The sequence below is a fragment of the Paenibacillus sp. FSL R5-0923 genome (genome assembly GCF_038009145.1).
Taxonomy (GTDB): Bacteria; Bacillota; Bacilli; order Paenibacillales; family Paenibacillaceae; genus Paenibacillus_AQ.
This window is the reverse complement of the sequence record NZ_JBBPAT010000002.1, coordinates 927,765-945,235: the sequence shown is the minus strand read 5'-3', so window position 1 is coordinate 945,235 and position 17,471 is coordinate 927,765. Positions and strand designations below refer to the sequence as shown.

Here is a 17,471-nt window from a genome sequence, read left to right as displayed (position 1 = left end):
AATGACTACGAAGCAAACTTCCATTCCATTTTTATATAAGCTGCTTGGTAGCGTGCTGGTAATGGTTATATGCCTCGTGATTGCTATGCTATTCGGGGCTAAAGAAACCACTTTCAATGATCTGTGGCTTGCCATCACCTCTAATTCAAAGGCAGACAATGTCCTTATTCTGCGTGAGATCCGGCTGCCTCGCGAACTCGCCGCCATGCTGATCGGTGCTGCCTTTGCCGTATCCGGTGCTATCATGCAGGGGGTTACACGCAATCCATTAGCCGACCCAGGCCTGCTCGGTCTGACCTCGGGCGCGAATATGGCGCTGGCTCTTACGTTTGTATTTCTGCCGGGACTGAATTATTTTGGTACCATGATTGCTTGTTTTTTTGGCGCTGCCCTAGGAGCCGTGCTAGTGCTTGTTCTAGGTTCTGTGCGCCAAGGTGGCTTCTCTCCGATTCGAATCGTACTCGCCGGTGCAGCGGTATCTGCCTTTCTGTATGCTATCGCAAGTGGTGTAAGCATTGCCTTCAAAATATCCAAGGATGTATCCATGTGGACAGCGGGTGGATTGATCGGCACAACCTGGGGCCAGCTTCAGGCTATTGCACCTGTGATCATCATCGGCATCGTGGTGGCATTAATATTTTCAAACCAGTTAACCATTCTTAGCTTAAGTGACGAGGTAGCCATCGGATTAGGACAAAATCTTGCTGTGGTTAAAGGGATTCTATTCACTCTTATTATTCTGCTGACTGGAGCATCGGTCGCTCTAATTGGGGATATGGCTTTTGTAGGGCTGATGATTCCGCATATTGTCCGTAAGATTGTCGGTACCGATTACCGGTATATTTTGCCGATATCGATCTTTACGGGTGCATCGTTCATGCTTCTCGCGGATACAATTGGACGGACAATCCATGCACCTTATGAGACGCCAGTGGTCGCCGTCGTAGCTATGCTTGGGCTACCTTTCTTCTTGTTTGTTGTTCGGAAAGGAGGTAAAACACTCTCATGATTTCCTCTGCACCCGTGCGAAAGCAACGTATTATCCTATGTGTATGCACCGGTTTGATTCTGCTAACAGCTATCGTCAGCATGGGAATCGGATACTCTTCCCTATCTTTTGACAGACTGCTTCCGGTTCTGTTCGGGCATGGAACCTTTAAAGAGGACTTTGTATTATTCTCTGTAAGATTGCCGCGGATTCTGATTACACTGCTGGCAGGCATGGCCTTGGCGTTATCCGGTTCCATTCTGCAAAGCGTTACACGAAACGATCTAGCCGACCCCGGTATTATTGGTATCAACTCTGGTGCGGGTGTGGCTGTCGCTGTTTTCTTTCTTTTTTTCCCGGTTAGCGCTGGATCATTCATTTATGCGCTGCCGCTGGTTGCTTTTATAGGGGCATTACTTACGGCAGCATTAATCTATCTATTTTCATATAGTCGGACTAAGGGGCTTGATCCTGTTCGATTGGTGCTCGTTGGGGTAGGGTTCTCCCTAGCGTTGTCTGGCGTTATGATCGTGATCATTTCGTCCGCGGATCGTGCCAAGGTAGATTTTATTGCAAAATGGATCGCAGGGAATATATGGGGTACAGATTGGCCATTCATTTGGGCTTTACTGCCTTGGTTGATCTTACTAGTTCCCTTTACCCTGTACAAATCACAGCGACTCAACCTGCTCAGCCTAAGTGAAGTCTCTGCCATTGGTGTCGGGCTGAATCTCGAACGTGAACGTATCGTTCTGATTCTCACGGCAGTTGCAGCTTCCGCCTCCGCGGTTTCTGTCACAGGCGGGATCGCCTTCATCGGACTGATGGCTCCACATATTGCCAAATCGCTAGTCGGCCCGCGTAATCAGATGTTTATTCCCGTCGCTGTATTGCTGGGCGGCTGGCTACTTCTGATCGCGGACACCGTTGGCCGCAATCTCGTCGATCCTGACGGCATTCCGGCAGGGATCATGGTGTCGCTAATCGGCGTACCTTATTTCGCTTATTTATTACTTAAGAAATAAGCAGTTGTTTAGACAAAAGAACCTCGGCACAATTACCGAGGTTCTTTCTACTGACCGCTTTGTCCCCAGATTTCCACCGCGACGAGCGGTTCAATCAAGAAATCTGGGGACAACAACGGCCGGAAGTCCAATGATTCACCGCAGTGACTACTGAGCTTTTTGTTCGCAAATTTAGTTCAGCCTATATATCACCTAAATCTTCATATCCTTACCCGTATAATCTACAAACATGAAATGACCTTCCGGTGTAGTTCGCTTCTCGATCAGGTCTAGGATCCCCTCGGCACTATGATTTGGATTTGTCGGTGCCTCTGCCCCGCCCATATCGGTTTGCATCCACCCCGGATGCACGCTGAGCACTTGAATCCCACGTTCTTTTACATAGACATGCAGCTGCTGTGTGAACATATTGAGCGCCGCTTTGGAAATGCCATAAGGATAGTCGTTCGGATAAGCATTGGTGATACTTCCTGCTTCCGACGATATATTGATGATCGAGCATTCGGGTTCCGTAAGTAGCGGCAGGAAATGCTTAACCACTCGTATCGGTCCATACAGATTAATATCCATCGTTATAAGCATATCTTGGAAATCCAACGCTTCAATCGATGTATCCCGAGCGTTGAGTACCGCCGCATTATTAATAATGGCACCGAGGGTCCGACCTTGTTCTTGTAGACTCGCAGCCAGTGCCGCGATTCCTGCCTCGTCCGTCACGTCCAGCGCAGCGATGGTTAGCTTCTCTCCATAGGTTTCAGCAAGCTTCGATAGCGCTGTTTGTTCCTGATCGGGCCGGCGAACCCCAGCAATAACTCCATAGCCCCGCTTCAGCGCTTCGGCCGCCAGTTCATAACCCAGTCCACGTCCAGCACCTGTAATGATAATATTCATAGTTATTCCTCCCCGTTATCCTTATCGTTCTCTAGCAGCTCCACAATTACTTTTAACTCCTTGAAAGTGTCCATATAAGCATAACGCCCCCCGGTATACTCACCCTTTTGCTGGAGTGGGAAGCCTTTGCCTTCTAGCAGCATTATCTTTTCTTTCATTCCTTCAACTACAAAAGCAATATGATGAGGCCCCTCACCATGTTCATTCAAGTAATCCCGCCACGTACTCGGCTCATGATCCGGTTCAATCAATTCCAGCTGTAAAGAGCCCATATCAAAAAAAGCTAGCTTAGCCCGCGCCTGCGTAGCCACGCCATTATGCCGGGTCTGCGCAATATCTTCTGTATCTGTAACGATAATTTCCGGCTTTTCGAGTCCAAAAAACTCCGCATATGCCGTACTTACCTTCTCCACATCATTCACCAATATTCCAATCTGCGTAACAAAATTACCAAGCAATCCTGACATGCGCATCAACCTCCTATTAGTCTGACAAGTCCACCATACCGATTCTTTGAAAGGGCTGTCAAGCCTGTGTTGAAATCATTCTGAGCAACGATAATTTCAAGTATGTTTGTTTCGCTTAATCACCAATCCGGTTATAGAATGAAAAGTTTACATTAACAAAAAGGGGTGAGGAACGATGGACCATAGAAAAAGATCACGCCTGATGCAGCAGTTTGTTTTTGTCGGGCCTACTTCCTTGTTTTTCTTTATGATTGTGCTGATTCCTTTCTTTTTAGGACTCTATTATTCTTTTACCAGTTGGAACGGAATCTCACGTGATGTGGAGTGGACCGGACTCCGGAATTATCTACATATCTTCACAAAGGACCCTTCCTTTCTTCATTCATTCTGGTTCACGGCGAAGTTCACTTTCTTCGGTCTGATACTGACCAATCTGCTCGGCTTCGCACTCGCTTATGTACTGACCCGCAAGCTATTCACGCGCAATGTCCTGAGAACGGTATTTTTTGTACCTCATGTTATCGGTGGACTTTTGCTCGGGTTCATTTGGCAGTTTATTTTTGTCAGAGGGTTCTCCTCGATTGGACAGGCTACGGGCTGGTCCTTCTTTAATCTTCCGTGGCTGGGCACCGGAGGGACAGCCTTCTGGGCGATTGTAATCGTATTTGTCTGGCAAAATGCAGGGTACCTAATGGTCATCTACATTTCTGCAATCAACAACGTTCCCAAAAGCCTGATTGAAGCCTCAAAAGTGGATGGTGCCGGACGCTTTCAGGCTTTACGCCATGTCACCATTCCGCTGGTTATGCCAGCTGTAACCGTTTGTCTGTTCCTTTCTATCTCTTGGTCGTTTAAGCTGTTCGACCTTAACCTGTCGCTGACCAAGGGTGGTCCCTTCAAAGCTACTGAATCTGTAGCGTTGAATATTTACAATGAGGCCTATACTATTAGCCGATTCGGGATGGGCTCCGCGAAAGCGATGATTTTCTTCGTCATTGTGGCCGTAATCTCCCTGCTACAGGTTAGAGCAACCAAGAAAAGAGAGGTGGAGCTGTAATGGAGACTACCGCCAAGAAATTCAATGTGCCATTGCTTCTCGTCGAAGTAATTGTGATCCTGCTGGGCCTTCTATTCCTAGTACCGTTTTACTTTCTGCTAGCTAACTCGGTTAAAAGCTATAGTGAGATTCTTTCGGATTCCGCTGCGCTGCCCTCTGTATTCCAGTGGAGCAACTACGCCGAAGCTTGGAAAGCTATCAATTTTCCTCGTGCCTTTATGAACTCTTTTATTATCACGGTGATTAGTAATATTCTGCTAGCGTTCCTCTGCTCTATGTGCGCTTACAAAATGGTCCGCAATAACAGCTTATATAACCGCATACTTTATATTGCTTTAGTGGCCGCTATGGTTATTCCGTTTCAGGCGATCATGATCCCGCTGGTGCAAGTGGTTAGCGGTCTGGGCGTCATGGATTCAACCGCAGGTTTGATTTTAGCGTATCTTGGATTTGGCGCCCCGATGACTGTGTTTCTATTCCATGGCTTCGTCAAATCGGTACCTCTTGATATTGAGGAGGCTTCGAGAGTAGACGGCAACAGTCCTTATGGTACCTTTTTCCGGATTGTGCTTCCGCTCATGCAGCCGATTATTGTCACTGTCATTATTCTGAATACCCTGTGGATCTGGAACGATTACCTGATGCCTTCGCTTATTCTGCAGGACCCGGTGCTTCGCACCATTCCCATCGCCACTTATAGCTTCTTCGGACAATATACGAAGCAATGGGATTTGGCACTTCCGGGACTTGTGCTCGGGATTACGCCCGTGGTCATCTTTTTCCTAGCGATGCAAAAATATATTATTGAAGGCATTGCCCAAGGCTCTGTAAAGGGCTAACGATACATGTTATTTTCAGCCAGAGAGGATGAATGAATATGAGAACCAAACGTGGAATTCTCCTCGCATGCTCCCTGCTGCTGGCTGCTCTGACAGCCGGTTGCGGAGATAATAGCGACAATGCGAATGGAGTTAAAACCGTGCATATCTACCAGTTCAAGGTTGAAATATCTGAAGCACTAGCTTCGCTTAAGACTGAATTTGAAAAGGAACACCCCGATATTAAGCTGGAGGTGCAAAGCGTGGGTGGCGGGACCGATTATGGCGCCTCCCTACGCGCCAAGTTCTCATCAGGAGATGAACCTGATATCTTCACCATTGGCGGCAACAATGAACGTGATATGTGGATGGAATATCTGGAGGATTTAAGCGGTGAAGCTTGGGCCAAGGATGTAAAGCCCCTAGCAGCAGAACAGATGACCGCAGATGGCAAGCTCTATGGCATGCCGATGAATCTCGAAGGATACGGCTTCATCTATAATAAGGACCTGTTTAAGAAAGCAGGCATCACCGAGAAACCCCTAACTTTAACCGCTCTGCGCGAAGCCTCCGAGAAGTTAAAGGCAGCGGGCATCACACCTTTTGCAAATGGATATCAGGAATGGTTCGTGCTCGGCAATCATAATGTGAACGTAGCTTTCGCCCAGCAGCCAGATCCCGAAGCATTTATCGCCGGGCTTACGGACGGCACCAAAACTTTCGCCGGAGACCCGGTTTTCTCCAAATGGATCGACCTGCTGGACCTTACTGTAGAGTACGGCAACAAAAATCCACTCTCCACCGACTATAATACCCAAGTCACAATGGTAGCGAGCGGAGAAGCCGCGATGATGCAGCAGGGCAACTGGACGCAAGGACAGATCGACGGCATCGATCCTAATCTAAATCTGGGTATCCTACCGATGCCCATTGACGACACCCCCGAAGACAATGACAAGCTGTATGTAGGCGTGCCAAGCAATTGGGTGATCAATAAAAACTCCCCCGTTAAGGAGGAAGCCAAGGTCTTCTTGGATTGGCTGGTCACCTCCGAGACCGGGAAAAAGTATATCACTAAGGAATTCCAGTTCATCCCTGCGCTCGACAGCATTAAGGGCACCGAAGAAGATCTTGGAGCGCTGGGCGCCGAGGTGCTGGCTTATACCGATAAGGATCAAGCGCTGACCTGGAACTGGACCCGTCTGCCGAACGGGATGCCGCAGGAATTATCCAGCAGCATCCAAGGGTATCTCGGTGGCAAGCTGACCAAAGAAGGCATGCTGAAGGAATTCCAAGTCAACTGGGATAATCTCAGTGTGCAGTGAGTTACCCGCTCTGTACATCAAAAGCCGCGCAGCGATGCACGGCTTTTGATGTACGATCGTATTCATTTGACTAGTTCGCACGCAGCATACTAATTTGTCTGGCAAGATACACTGGCGTATAGGGCATGTCATCTCGAAGCCAAGAAATAACCGTGCCAATTAGGGCTGCTGAACCGTACCAAACGGCAATGTCCTTCTGTATGGGCATCTTGGAATGCTCAGCAGCACCCTCCTTTTTCTCCTGGTGTGCAGAGATGATTTCCGCCATCAAGTTGAACAGACGGTCTGTAAAAATAGGGCTTCTTTTCGATGTGAGTATCACTTTATAGAATTTGGCATTTTCCGCAATATGCTTAAGCAGACTCTCTAGTATCCTCAAATTCTCTTCTTCAACCGATTCGTGATCGTTGTCATCGTTGTTGACCACTTGTAAAATGTCCTCCACCATTTCATCCGCCATCTTTTCCAACATATCCGGGAGATCCCGATAATGCAGATAAAAAGTAACACGATTGATTTTAGCCCGCTCTGCAATACGGTTTACTGATATTTTCTCAATATCCATTTCCTCAAGCAATTCAATCACAGCATCTCTAAGCAATTGACGTGTACGAAGTACCCGGGGATCTGTACGTTGCGTTGTGTTATTCATCTTACTCTCTCCAATCTTTAACTTTCATATCGTAAACTACAATTTTTAAATAATTGTTGTTTTTTAATGAGAAAACACTACAAATTTAAAACGAATGTAAACTATTTTACATTTTTTCGCAAATCGTTGCTTGATTACATGAAAATTTCATTTATAATCTAATTCATGCATTGTAAACTATACAACACACTGTAAATTTAGTCCATGATCAACGATTTGAAAGGATGGAGTGGAGTGAGTACAAAGACAGAAGTAACAAGCAGTTCCGTAAAAAAGGGACCCATCTTATTCATTATGATTTTGGGCGCCTTTCTTGCGACACTGAATCAGACAGTAATGAGCGTTGCCGTTCCCGAGTTAATGCATGATTTTAATATCTCGGCTGCTACCGCTCAGTGGCTGACAACAGGCTATATGCTGGTTAATGGTGTTCTAATCCCAATTACAGCTTATTTGATGCAACGGTTTACGACGCGAGAGCTTTTTCAAGCTTCCATGTTTATATTTTTAGCTGGAACGATCGTCTCGGCTCTCGCAACTAACTTCCCTATTCTGCTGATCGGGCGTATGATTCAGGCAGCTGGTGCTGGAATTATCATGCCACTGCTCACAAATGTTATTTTGACCCTGTTCCCTCCTGAAAAAAGAGGGGCTGCCATGGGGATGGTAGGGTTAGCCATTATTTTCGCACCTGCGATTGGACCTACTCTGGCCGGATATATTTTGGAGCATTATTCTTGGGAGACTATGTTCTATGGCATGATTCCTTTGACCGTCATTGTAATCATATGTGGATTTATTTATTTGAGAAATGTATCGGAGCGCATCTATCCTAAGCTGGATATTGTTGGCGTAGTTCTTTCTACTATCGGTTTTGGCACCTTGCTGTATGGCTTCAGCCGTGCTGCCAGCGCAGGCTGGTCAAGCGCGGAAGTACTGTTGTCTCTTGGATTGGGTGTCCTTTCCCTTGGCTTATTCGCTTGGAAGCAACTAGCTTCCCAAAACCCGCTGCTTGATCTTCGGGCCTTCAAATACAGTATGTTCTCCTTAACAACTGTCATCAGTATCGCAGTTACAATTGTGATGTATGCAGATATGATGCTGCTGCCTCTGTATCTGCAAAATGCCCGTGGCTTTACAGCGATGGAATCCGGCTTACTGCTGCTTCCTGGTGCGCTCATTATGGGTTTATTGATGCCGGTAACCGGAAAGCTGTTCGACCGGTTCGGGGCAAAGTGGCTCGCTATTATCGGTCTACTGATTACAATTGCAACTACGCTAAGCTTTGTTAATTTAACGGACTCAACCAGTTACATGTATCTGGTATATATGTCAACAGGCCGCCGGATCGGTATGGCTCTGCTCCTTATGCCAATACAAACTTTAGGGTTAAATCAATTGCCCTCCAAGCTTAGTGCGCACGGTACAGCAATTTCGAATACCATTCGACAAGTGGCTGGCGCAGTGGGAACTTCCTTACTCGTCACCGTAATGACAAGCCGTACTACAACGCATATGAAGGATATGATGGCTGCAGGCAGCACACAGACCGGAACAAAGGAACATATGCTCATGGAAGCCTCTATCCAAGGTATCAATGATTCCTATCTAGTTATTGTGGGCATCGGTGTTCTCGGTCTGCTGCTCTCTTTCTTCATTAAACGTGTTGGGCAAGCGCCTGCTCCGGAGCAAGAACCCGAAGTGAAGCTCAAAAAAATTATTGCTAAAGAAGCTTAATATATAGAAGCAATTAGTACTATTTTAAGTAACCTGCAAAAGAGATCAGCGATGTAAATCATCGCTGATCTCTTTTTAGTCTGACAACTACCCTGCTTACAAGCTCGGGCGGTTCACTACCCTGTATCCTGAATGTAACCTCCACTCGCTTCTAAAAAATTGCCCATTGCGCAATTTTGCCCTTTGGGCAATAATATAAAAATGGAAAATAGAGCACAGCGAATTCTCTGTACTTAAGAAAGGAGATCTCATCGAATTTGAACCCAAAACCGACATTGCGCGACAAAAAAAAAGAAGCCACGGCCTATGCATTAGCCAAATCCGCCTTCGAGCTTGCGCTTGAACTAGGGATGGACGGCTTCATCGTCGACGACGTTGTCCAGAAGGCTGGCTACTCCCGGCGGACCTTTGCCAACTACTTCTCGTGCAAAGAAGAGGCGGTAGCAGCATATTTTATCAGCAACTCTTCAAGAGAAGATAAGAGCATGTTATTCGAGAATCTGCCCCCAGATGCAACACCGCTGGATGCCTTATACAAATTGTTCAAGCTGCAGTTTACTTCCGAGTTTCTGTATCAATTGCGGCAGTTTGTATCGCTGGCTAATCAGTATCAGTCGCTGGAGCCTTATATCCTCAGCGTATTCCGCCGCCTGCAGATTGCCGCGCAGGAAGTGCTCGAACAGTTCACTCATGGACGTTATGCCGACGGGTATACACATCTTCTCGCTGGTGCCGTTTACGGAGCGTTCGTGCCGATTCTGGATGGACGTCTGAACGTCATGCTACCAGGTGAAGCGCAGGATGAACACTCCGATGCCATATCGTTCGATCAATATCTAAATTCCATGTTTACTTATTTACGCAAAGGCTTTTAATTTAGAGATACAAAGGAGAAACCATAATATGTCTACATTTCTATACCGATTGGGCAAATCTGCATATACCAAGCCCTGGTATTTCCTTACCGTCTGGATTCTGATTCTCGGTGTTATAGGCGCCCTGCTTGGTGTCAATGGCATCCAATCCAGCTCGGAAATGAAAATTGAGGGCACTGAATCGCAAAAAGTACTGGATATGCTGGTCAAGGAACTTCCAGCAGCTGCTGGCGGTCAGGCGAGCGTTGCCTTCACCGCGCCTGATGGAGAACGGCTAGATACGCCGGAGAGATCAGCACTGATTCTGAAGGCTATAAATGATGTCTACAGCATGGACTATATCATCAATCCTGCTGAACTGGCCGCGCAAGCCGCGGCGGCTGCGGGTCAAGCTGCAGGAGCAGACCCATCAGCAGCTGCCGGTGGCCAAACTGCCACTGCGGACCCTTCGGCGGCTGCGAGTCAGACAGACGCTGCGGGTCAAGCTACTGCTGCGGTTCAGGCCGTTCCTTACGGGCCACTAATCGTTGATGGTGCTCCGGTTCCCGGCGTCATGCTGTCTGCCGACGGCAGCATCGCCCTGTTCCAATTCCAGTTCACTGTTCAGCAGACATCACTCCCCTCTTCTGTACCAGATAACGTGATTAAGGCTGTAACCGAAGTCGAGCAGGCAGGCTCCGGGATCACAGCCATTCCGAGTGATTCGCTCAAAAGCACACCGTCCATCGGATCTACGGAAGCGATCGGCGTAGCCGTCGCAGCAGTTGTGCTGTTTATTACACTCGGTTCGATTGTTGCAGCCGGACTGCCGCTGATCACCGCGCTCCTTGGCGTCGCGATTAGCGTCGGCGGTGCTTTTGCTCTTTCGAATATTGTGCACATGAATGACATTACACCCATTCTCGCAGTCATGATCGGTCTGGCTGTTGGTATCGACTACTCCTTATTTATCGTGAACCGGCAGCGACGGTTAATTCTCGATGAGAATTTAAGTGCCAAGGAAGCAGCAAGCCGAGCGGTCGGCACCGCCGGCAGTGCAGTATTCTTCGCCGGACTGACCGTCATCATCGCCCTTTGCGGCATGTTGGTCATCGGCATCGGCTTCTTGTCAACCATGGCTCTCGTTGCTGCTGTCAGCGTGCTGATCACTGTTCTGTTGGCGCTTACCCTGCTGCCTGCGCTACTGGGTCTGGTCGGTGAACGGATCTGCACCGCCAAGGCACGTTCAAAGAACGTAGCTTCCGCGAACAAAGCCCGTCACGGGTTCTCACACCGCTGGGCGAACGCAACGGTAAAATACCGCTGGGCTATCATTGTTCTAGTGGTCTTGGTTCTTGGTACAGCGGCGATTCCAGTAACCAAAATGGAGCTAGGTATTCCGTCTGGCGCCTCGGCAAATCTGGACACTCCAGCACGCCAGAGCTATGACATCATCTCCAAGGGCTTCGGCGAAGGGTTCAACGGTCCGCTACTACTGGTGGCCCAACCAAACAAACCGTCCGACAAGATTTCAATGCAGACGCTTGGTAAGCTGGTTCAAGAGCTGCAAATGCATGATAACGTCACGCTGGTGTCCCCGATGGGTGTCAACGCGACCGGAGATATTGCTATTATCAGTCTAATCCCTAAAACCGGCCCTACAGATACAAAAACGAGAGATCTGGTACAGGATCTGCGCGATCCCGATTCCAGCCTCGCATCATCAAATGATGTAACACTTGGTGTGACCGGCTTCACTGCGATCAACATCGATATGTCCTCCAAGCTATCCGATGCGTTTCCCGTGTATATCGGCATCATCGTAATTCTATCCCTAATTATACTGCTGCTTGTTTTCCGGTCGGTCATCGTTCCGATCAAGGCGACGGTAGGCTTCATTCTCAGTGTGCTCGCTACTTTCGGTCTAACCACGGCCGTATACCAGTGGGGATGGCTGCACTCCCTGTTTGGTTTTGACACAGGAGGCCCACTGCTCAGCTTTATGCCAATTCTGGTCACCGGCATTCTGTACGGACTGGCGATGGATTATCAGGTATTCCTCGTCAGCTCCATGCGTGAGGCTTACGTCCACGGACGTCGTGGCAACGACAGTGTCGTTCACGGCTACGATCTCGCCAGCCGCGTCGTACTTGCCGCAGGCGTAATCATGGTTTCCGTCTTCGCTGGCTTCATCTTCGCACCTGATGCGATGATCAAGCAGATCGGATTCGCACTGGCCTTCGGCATCCTGATCGATGCTTTCATCATCCGCATGACGCTCGTTCCGGCGGTAATGGCCTTCTTCGGCGACAAAGCCTGGTGGCTTCCGAAATGGCTAGACCGTCTGCTTCCGAACCTCGACGTCGAGGGCGATAAGCTGATCGCCATGCTTAATGCCAAGGGAGAAGGTAAGAAATAAGAAGAGGATAGCCTTTGAACTGTCCTCCCAAAATTTTGAAGAGCATGACCCTGCGAACTACCTGCAGGGTCTGCTTTACTTTTTAAGGCATTGCAGTTCTCCTGTGTCAGAGAAATCTTCTCTATATTGATCGACGAACAAATTACCCTGTTGGGTGAGTTGGCTTCTGTTAGTTTAAATTTGTAGCTTACGGAGCACATCTTGTTGTATTTTCCACAGATTTTCGGTGGTTTGGCGAGTAAAACTCCAATGTAGAGGAGCATTTTGCTTAGGTGGAACGTGTTATAGGGAAATCTTCCCTTTAAATTAGCTGACAGCTGTTATAAGAGCATATTATACGGAATTTCTCCCTATATATTGGTCAATTTCAATAAAACACACCGAGTTCAGCTGAATTATAGGGATGATTTCCCTATAATCTCTCCACATGAGCTTTTAATGTAGAATTATAGGGAGGATTTCCCCATAATTCTATAGGTTTGACCCTGAAGCGAGGAACAAAAAGCAACTCCTATAAAGAAGCCAATAAACACGGGCTCCGGTACTCCTTTCGTGCACCCCTTGAACTCATTTCTGGCATAGCCCATATCCGTTGTGTTCTATACAAAAACAAGAACAGCGATTCTCCATGGATGGGAGAATCGCTGTTTTCTGTCGTTACGTTTTTTTTGATATTTCTTGTAACCGCCTATAAAGACTTTCTCTCAAAGCTAGCCTACAGCTTCCAGATGCGGTACAAGATAACTGCTGCTTCAGCACGGGTAAGCGTGTCGTTAGGCGCAATTCTATCGTTCTTTCCGTTCACAACTCCGAATTTGACCAACAATAATGCGCTGTCTTTCGCATAGCTGGAGATGCTTGCTTCATCCAGATAAGCACTCAAAGCTCCACTCGCCTTGACTTGCTTGCCTGATGCCGCCAGCGCGCGTGCTGTCAGCACCATCATATCTTGACGGGAGATACCGCTGTTTGGTCTGTACGTATCATCTTCAAACCCTGTAGCAATTCCCAGTTCCTTCGCGATGACCAGTTCATCATAATAATAGTCCGTCTTTTGGACATCGCTGAACAATGCTGCACTTTTGCCCGTTCCCTTCAGTTCAAGCGCTCTCACGAGAAGAGCAATGAAATCCGCTCGCTTCATAGAATCTGCAGGTGAGAAGCTATTCACGCTCGTTCCTTGGATGACATCGCGAGCAGCCATAACATCTATGGCTTGTTTTGCCCAAGATACGTTCTGCAGGTCTCCGAAGTTTTTCTTTACAATGGTTACTGCATAAATGCTGAAGTGGGTCGTTTGAAATACAACCGTTTGGGTTGCAGCATCATATCGGCCGTTCGGAACCGGAGCTACGTTGCCTTTATCATCGATGTACCAAACAACGATTAAATCCGGATTACTTAGCTCCTCCGCTGTCGGTGTATACGGAATGGATACCGTGACAGGAGCGTTAGGGTTATTCCATGGAATGACTTTATCGCCTGATACTACGCTTAGATCAATAACCGGATGGTTGCCGATCAAATTGTGGGTAGCTGCACTCAGGCTGTCCGCTGAGACTTTACTTATGCGTATGGACACTTGCTCAGCATGGTCTGTTAAGTCGGGCAGGATATTGCTTGGAATTTGGATTGTAGCATTTTCCGTCTTAAGCAGTAGTTCAAAGTTTTCTTTCCCCATCAAGCTTTGGGTTGGCAATTGTATATCATACACTTTCGCATCCGTTTGCTTTGGTACTTCGATCACGATTTGTTTCTTGCCGTTTGCCGCTGCTGTAGCTTGTTCAAGCGCTTTTTTCAAATTGTCGCTGGAGATCGTGCCTACGGCACGCCCGTTATCGGATTTCACCTCCAGTGTAATCGTAACAACACCATCTTTGTTTGCAATGGCTACAGGCTGTGGAGTTGTTACTGCACTACCAGTGTTGCTACTACCAGTTGGTGTTGGCGTTGGTGTTGGCGTCGGTTCCGAACCGGTAGATTTCCCCTTGAGGGTAAGTACACCATAAACAGATGTGTCCATATATCCAGTACCGGTTGTATCGTTCCAAGCCGCAACACTTTGACGTGAGCCGTCTTTAGCATCATTGATCTGTACATCGAAACCAAGCTTTGTATCGTCATCCGGAGTTACCCCATGAAGCGGAATCTTCACTTCAACCGTGTAGTTTGTTCCGGAAATGTGAGTCGCCGACTCGAAACCAGCTGCGATGCTTGTGGGATTAAATGAAGTCTCATTGTCAAAATTGATTCTGTACTGCCCATCATCCTCTTGATAGAACGTTGTTTTCCCATTGTTTTGGTCCACGAAGATTTCAACCGAATCCTGTTCATGTGCGTTCACACTGCTCTTATCAAGCTGCGTATCGCTAACCTGGATCAGGACATAAAGATTTTGATCATCCCAGAGTGCTTTTGCCACTCCGCTCGCACCCTGCCAAGCTGTTTGATAACGGTTGATCGGCATTTCAGCGGTCTGGCTCCAGATCTCGTCAACCGTTCCATCAATGACAGGTGCAGCGAATTTGGCGGTCGAATGATTGGCTTCAACCGTTTCAGGCTCATGCTCTTCAATGAACGTATCAGGATCGATAACACCATAATATGATGGCTTGGCTTGCAAGTTTTTATCAAACAACAGTGGATTGGAAGAAGCTCTCCAGCTCGTGTTATCATCCATACCCCAGAAGGTAACACGTTTGATATGCTCATCGTTAGCTCTGAAGATATTTAACAACTGCGCATACAGGTAACCTTGCGCATTAGCGAGCTTCTCAGAAAGCTGATAGTTGCTTCCAGCCTGAATGTCCAGCTCGGTAATGCTAACTTCAACTCCCAAGGAAATAAACTTCTCCAAGGACCGCTCCACATTTTCCGGGTTTGTATTGATGCTGTAATGTGCTTGCATGCCGACACCATCAATAAGCAATTTACCAGGGTGAGTGAGCGCATATTTATCATTAATTTCTTTGACCATACTGTAAATGGCCTGCGCTTTATTCTGATTATCTTCATTATAATCATTGTAATAGAGTTTAATATTCCAGTCAGGATTCGCATCTAGAACTTCTCTTGCCGCCAGGAATGCCTGCTCTACGTAGTCTGCGCCGATAGCACTCTTCCATGGGGCGGATCGCAGTGCAGTTTTCCAATCCGTTGGGTTAGACGGGTTATCACTCATCGCCTCATTGACAACATCCCAGGAGATCACCTTATCGCCAAAATGCTCCATAACGGTTTTGATATGAGCCCTCAAATTATCTAGAGCCTCATCCCGTCCCAAGGGGATCGTGTTGTTGTCTGCATCTGATGTTGTATTCATCCATGCTGGTGATTGCTGATGCCATACCAATACATGGCCATGCATCTGCATTCCCTCATCCAACACTTTATCTACAAGCTCATCCGCACCAGTGAACGTGAAGTTGCCCTTTGTAGGCTGCAACGCATCCGGCTTCATGGCATTACCTGCCGTAGCGACATTATGATGCATTTTCAGAAGTTCAAGTCTTACGCCTTCCAAATCCTCCGCAGATATTGCGTTTCCGATCAAAAAATGATCTTCATAAGCATCTTTAATGGGAATCAGATCCTTTTGAATACCAACCGGACCCGATCCTGTTTTTTCAAAGCTGATGTCGTCGATATAAAAAGATGCAGTACTGTTACTTGAGCTTTCCACATAAATGGTCAAATACTCGCTGCTTACATTGTTATAGCGGTATGTGCCTTCGAACTGAACCCAGCCATCGTTTGCGCTGATGGTTTTAGGTGAGAGTTGTACATAATTGGCGCTGCTTCCATTGCCAACCTGGGTAGACAGCTGAAGCTGGGAGCTTGCAGGCTGGATCAGCTTGACCCATAACGAAATTTTATATTCGTAGCCCTTGTCCACATATTTCTCCACACGTAATGAAGGCCCATGCCAGGTGCTCGTTCTGCCCTCTACCTTTAAAGCATATGAACCGTTATTCGTATGATTCGCTTCATCGGTAATAGTAAGCGTCTCGCTACCTGCTCTGCCTTCAAAACCACCTGCTTTTTGATCCTCAAAAGTAACCGTGGTAAAAGGCAACGCTGGATCTCTAGGTGGTTCTGGTGTTGGTATTGGTGTCGGCTCTGCTGTCACCTTTTCTGTAACCAACACATCGCCGATATAGAACGGAACTATTTTCCCTATCGCGTTCGATTGGACGCGAAGTTTCGTATCTTTACTCGTATCTACGATGAATTCTTTCGTCAAAGCGATCCCTTTGCCAGCTTCATAATCCCCACTTGCCAAAAGGGCATAACTGCCTATCGCTTGTATATAAGCTTGTGCACCGCTAGGTACAGTCACATCAGGATCAACGTACACTGTTGCGGTCACCGTGTAGGTTTTACCATTTTTCAGGCCTATGTCGCTAAAAGTAAAATCAGCCGCGTCCCAGTCATTTGTTCTATCGCTAACATATAAAGCGGCACCATCAGCATTACCAGCAAAAACCTTACCGGTGACAGCTGTTAGATTAGCACTACCTGATTGTGTAGCTAAACCCTTGCCACTCACAAAAGATTCGTGGTAAATTTCTTTATCCGTTTCTGTTACCGCTTTTTTTGCCGTGATGAGGACGTCCCCAATGTAAAACGGAACGGTTTTACCAATCTCGTCCGACAGAATACGTAGCGTCGTATCTTTACTCGTATCCACAGTGAATTCTTTAGTCAAGGTGATCGCTTTACCTGCTTCATAATTTACACTTGCCAAAAGACTATAACTGTTTATGGTTTGGAGATAAGCTTGTGCGCCGCTAGGTACAGTCACATCAGCGTCAACATAAACGGATGCGGTCACCATGTAGGTTTTACCGTTTTCTAGGCCCATGTCACTAAATTTGAAATCAACCGCGTCATAGTTATTTGTTCTGTTGCTTACATATAAAGCCGCTCCGTCAGCATTGCCAGCAAATGCTTTATCGGTGACAGGAGTAAGACTAGCACTGCCCGATTGGCCTGCGATGCCTTTGCCATTCGCAAAGGTTTCGTGATATACCATTACTGAGTCTGATGGTACTGTCGCATCGGGTGCTGCAGCTTCCGTAATCGGAGCCAGCCAGCTAGACGGAATAAGCAAAGCAGCTGCGAGTAAGATCGAGATGACTTGTTTAAACATTCTACTCATTTGTTGCATTCCTCCTCCAGTGATTTTGGAAATTAGGTACTCACCTAAATTTTCTAGAACCAGCCCTTTAAAATGAG

At 47.2% G+C, this 17,471-nt stretch carries 12 protein-coding genes; 8 read left to right on the top strand and 4 right to left on the bottom strand.

Annotated features, from left to right (window positions below; genetic code table 11):
* Position 1 precedes the first annotated feature (1 nt).
* A complete protein-coding gene (locus tag MKX35_RS29375; protein WP_076284343.1) occupies positions 2-1,009 on the top strand; it encodes a FecCD family ABC transporter permease in 1,008 nt (335 codons plus the stop codon).
* Positions 1,006-2,013 (top strand): FecCD family ABC transporter permease, encoded by a 1,008-nt coding sequence (locus tag MKX35_RS29370; protein WP_042185906.1) that lies wholly within the window; start codon positions 1,006-1,008, stop codon positions 2,011-2,013. Before MKX35_RS29375 ends, MKX35_RS29370 begins: the two co-directional genes overlap by 4 nt.
* A 192-nt stretch (positions 2,014-2,205) precedes the next feature.
* Here the strand turns inward: MKX35_RS29370 and MKX35_RS29365 are convergent, their stop codons facing one another.
* Both MKX35_RS29365 and MKX35_RS29360 read right to left on the bottom strand, forming a co-directional pair.
* Positions 2,206-2,904 (bottom strand): SDR family oxidoreductase, encoded by a 699-nt coding sequence (locus MKX35_RS29365; RefSeq protein WP_076284344.1) that lies wholly within the window; start codon positions 2,902-2,904, stop codon positions 2,206-2,208.
* Between the two features lie 2 nt (positions 2,905-2,906).
* Entirely contained in the window at positions 2,907-3,371 is a 465-nt protein-coding gene (locus MKX35_RS29360) for a VOC family protein (RefSeq protein ID WP_076284345.1), read from the bottom strand.
* A gap of 175 nt (positions 3,372-3,546) precedes the next feature.
* On the opposite strand from MKX35_RS29360, the gene MKX35_RS29355 reads away from it, so the two are divergent.
* Genes MKX35_RS29355 through MKX35_RS29345 form a run of 3 tightly spaced genes read left to right on the top strand, consistent with a single transcriptional unit; the run spans position 3,547 to position 6,571 of the window.
* Positions 3,547-4,428, top strand: coding sequence for a carbohydrate ABC transporter permease (locus MKX35_RS29355; protein WP_042185900.1), 882 nt, complete (start codon positions 3,547-3,549; stop codon positions 4,426-4,428).
* Positions 4,428-5,267 carry a carbohydrate ABC transporter permease gene (locus tag MKX35_RS29350; RefSeq protein ID WP_076298168.1) on the top strand — a complete coding sequence of 280 codons (840 nt, stop codon included), beginning with the start codon at positions 4,428-4,430 and terminating at the stop codon, positions 5,265-5,267. Before MKX35_RS29355 ends, MKX35_RS29350 begins: the two co-directional genes overlap by 1 nt.
* A 38-nt stretch (positions 5,268-5,305) precedes the next feature.
* The gene (locus MKX35_RS29345) at positions 5,306-6,571 is read left to right on the top strand and encodes an ABC transporter substrate-binding protein (RefSeq protein WP_076298169.1); all 1,266 of its coding nucleotides are present in this window, start codon (positions 5,306-5,308) and stop codon (positions 6,569-6,571) included.
* A gap of 70 nt (positions 6,572-6,641) precedes the next feature.
* Here MKX35_RS29345 and MKX35_RS29340 read toward each other — a convergent pair whose 3' ends face one another.
* Positions 6,642-7,223, bottom strand: a complete 582-nt coding sequence (locus tag MKX35_RS29340) for a TetR/AcrR family transcriptional regulator (RefSeq protein ID WP_042185894.1) — start codon at positions 7,221-7,223, stop codon at positions 6,642-6,644.
* Positions 7,224-7,517: 294 nt separating this feature from the next.
* Here MKX35_RS29340 and MKX35_RS29335 point away from each other — a divergent pair, with 294 nt between their 5' ends.
* The 3 genes from MKX35_RS29335 (at position 7,518) to MKX35_RS29325 (ending at position 12,233) form a co-directional block, all read left to right on the top strand.
* Positions 7,518-8,960: a DHA2 family efflux MFS transporter permease subunit gene (locus MKX35_RS29335; RefSeq protein ID WP_256716212.1), complete on the top strand. Its 1,443-nt coding sequence runs from the start codon at positions 7,518-7,520 to the stop codon at positions 8,958-8,960.
* A 257-nt stretch (positions 8,961-9,217) separates the two neighbouring features.
* Positions 9,218-9,835 (top strand): TetR/AcrR family transcriptional regulator, encoded by a 618-nt coding sequence (locus MKX35_RS29330; RefSeq protein ID WP_076298171.1) that lies wholly within the window; start codon positions 9,218-9,220, stop codon positions 9,833-9,835.
* Positions 9,836-9,863: 28 nt separating this feature from the next.
* Positions 9,864-12,233, top strand: coding sequence for an MMPL family transporter (locus MKX35_RS29325; RefSeq protein ID WP_076298172.1), 2,370 nt, complete (start codon positions 9,864-9,866; stop codon positions 12,231-12,233).
* A 715-nt stretch (positions 12,234-12,948) separates the two neighbouring features.
* Here MKX35_RS29325 and MKX35_RS29320 read toward each other — a convergent pair.
* A complete protein-coding gene (locus MKX35_RS29320) occupies positions 12,949-17,394 on the bottom strand; it encodes an endo-1,4-beta-xylanase (RefSeq protein WP_076298173.1) in 4,446 nt (1,481 codons plus the stop codon).
* Positions 17,395-17,471: the final 77 nt, after the last annotated feature.

Coding starts and splice junctions, on each gene's coding strand:
- MKX35_RS29375 (WP_076284343.1), top strand. CDS start 2: ATGACTACGAAGCAAACTTCCATTCCATTTTTATATAAGCTGCTTGGT.
- MKX35_RS29370 (WP_042185906.1), top strand. CDS start 1,006: ATGATTTCCTCTGCACCCGTGCGAAAGCAACGTATTATCCTATGTGTA.
- MKX35_RS29365 (WP_076284344.1), bottom strand. CDS start 2,904: ATGAATATTATCATTACAGGTGCTGGACGTGGACTGGGTTATGAACTG.
- MKX35_RS29360 (WP_076284345.1), bottom strand. CDS start 3,371: ATGTCAGGATTGCTTGGTAATTTTGTTACGCAGATTGGAATATTGGTG.
- MKX35_RS29355 (WP_042185900.1), top strand. CDS start 3,547: ATGGACCATAGAAAAAGATCACGCCTGATGCAGCAGTTTGTTTTTGTC.
- MKX35_RS29350 (WP_076298168.1), top strand. CDS start 4,428: ATGGAGACTACCGCCAAGAAATTCAATGTGCCATTGCTTCTCGTCGAA.
- MKX35_RS29345 (WP_076298169.1), top strand. CDS start 5,306: ATGAGAACCAAACGTGGAATTCTCCTCGCATGCTCCCTGCTGCTGGCT.
- MKX35_RS29340 (WP_042185894.1), bottom strand. CDS start 7,223: ATGAATAACACAACGCAACGTACAGATCCCCGGGTACTTCGTACACGT.
- MKX35_RS29335 (WP_256716212.1), top strand. CDS start 7,518: ATGATTTTGGGCGCCTTTCTTGCGACACTGAATCAGACAGTAATGAGC.
- MKX35_RS29325 (WP_076298172.1), top strand. CDS start 9,864: ATGTCTACATTTCTATACCGATTGGGCAAATCTGCATATACCAAGCCC.
- MKX35_RS29320 (WP_076298173.1), bottom strand. CDS start 17,394: ATGAGTAGAATGTTTAAACAAGTCATCTCGATCTTACTCGCAGCTGCT.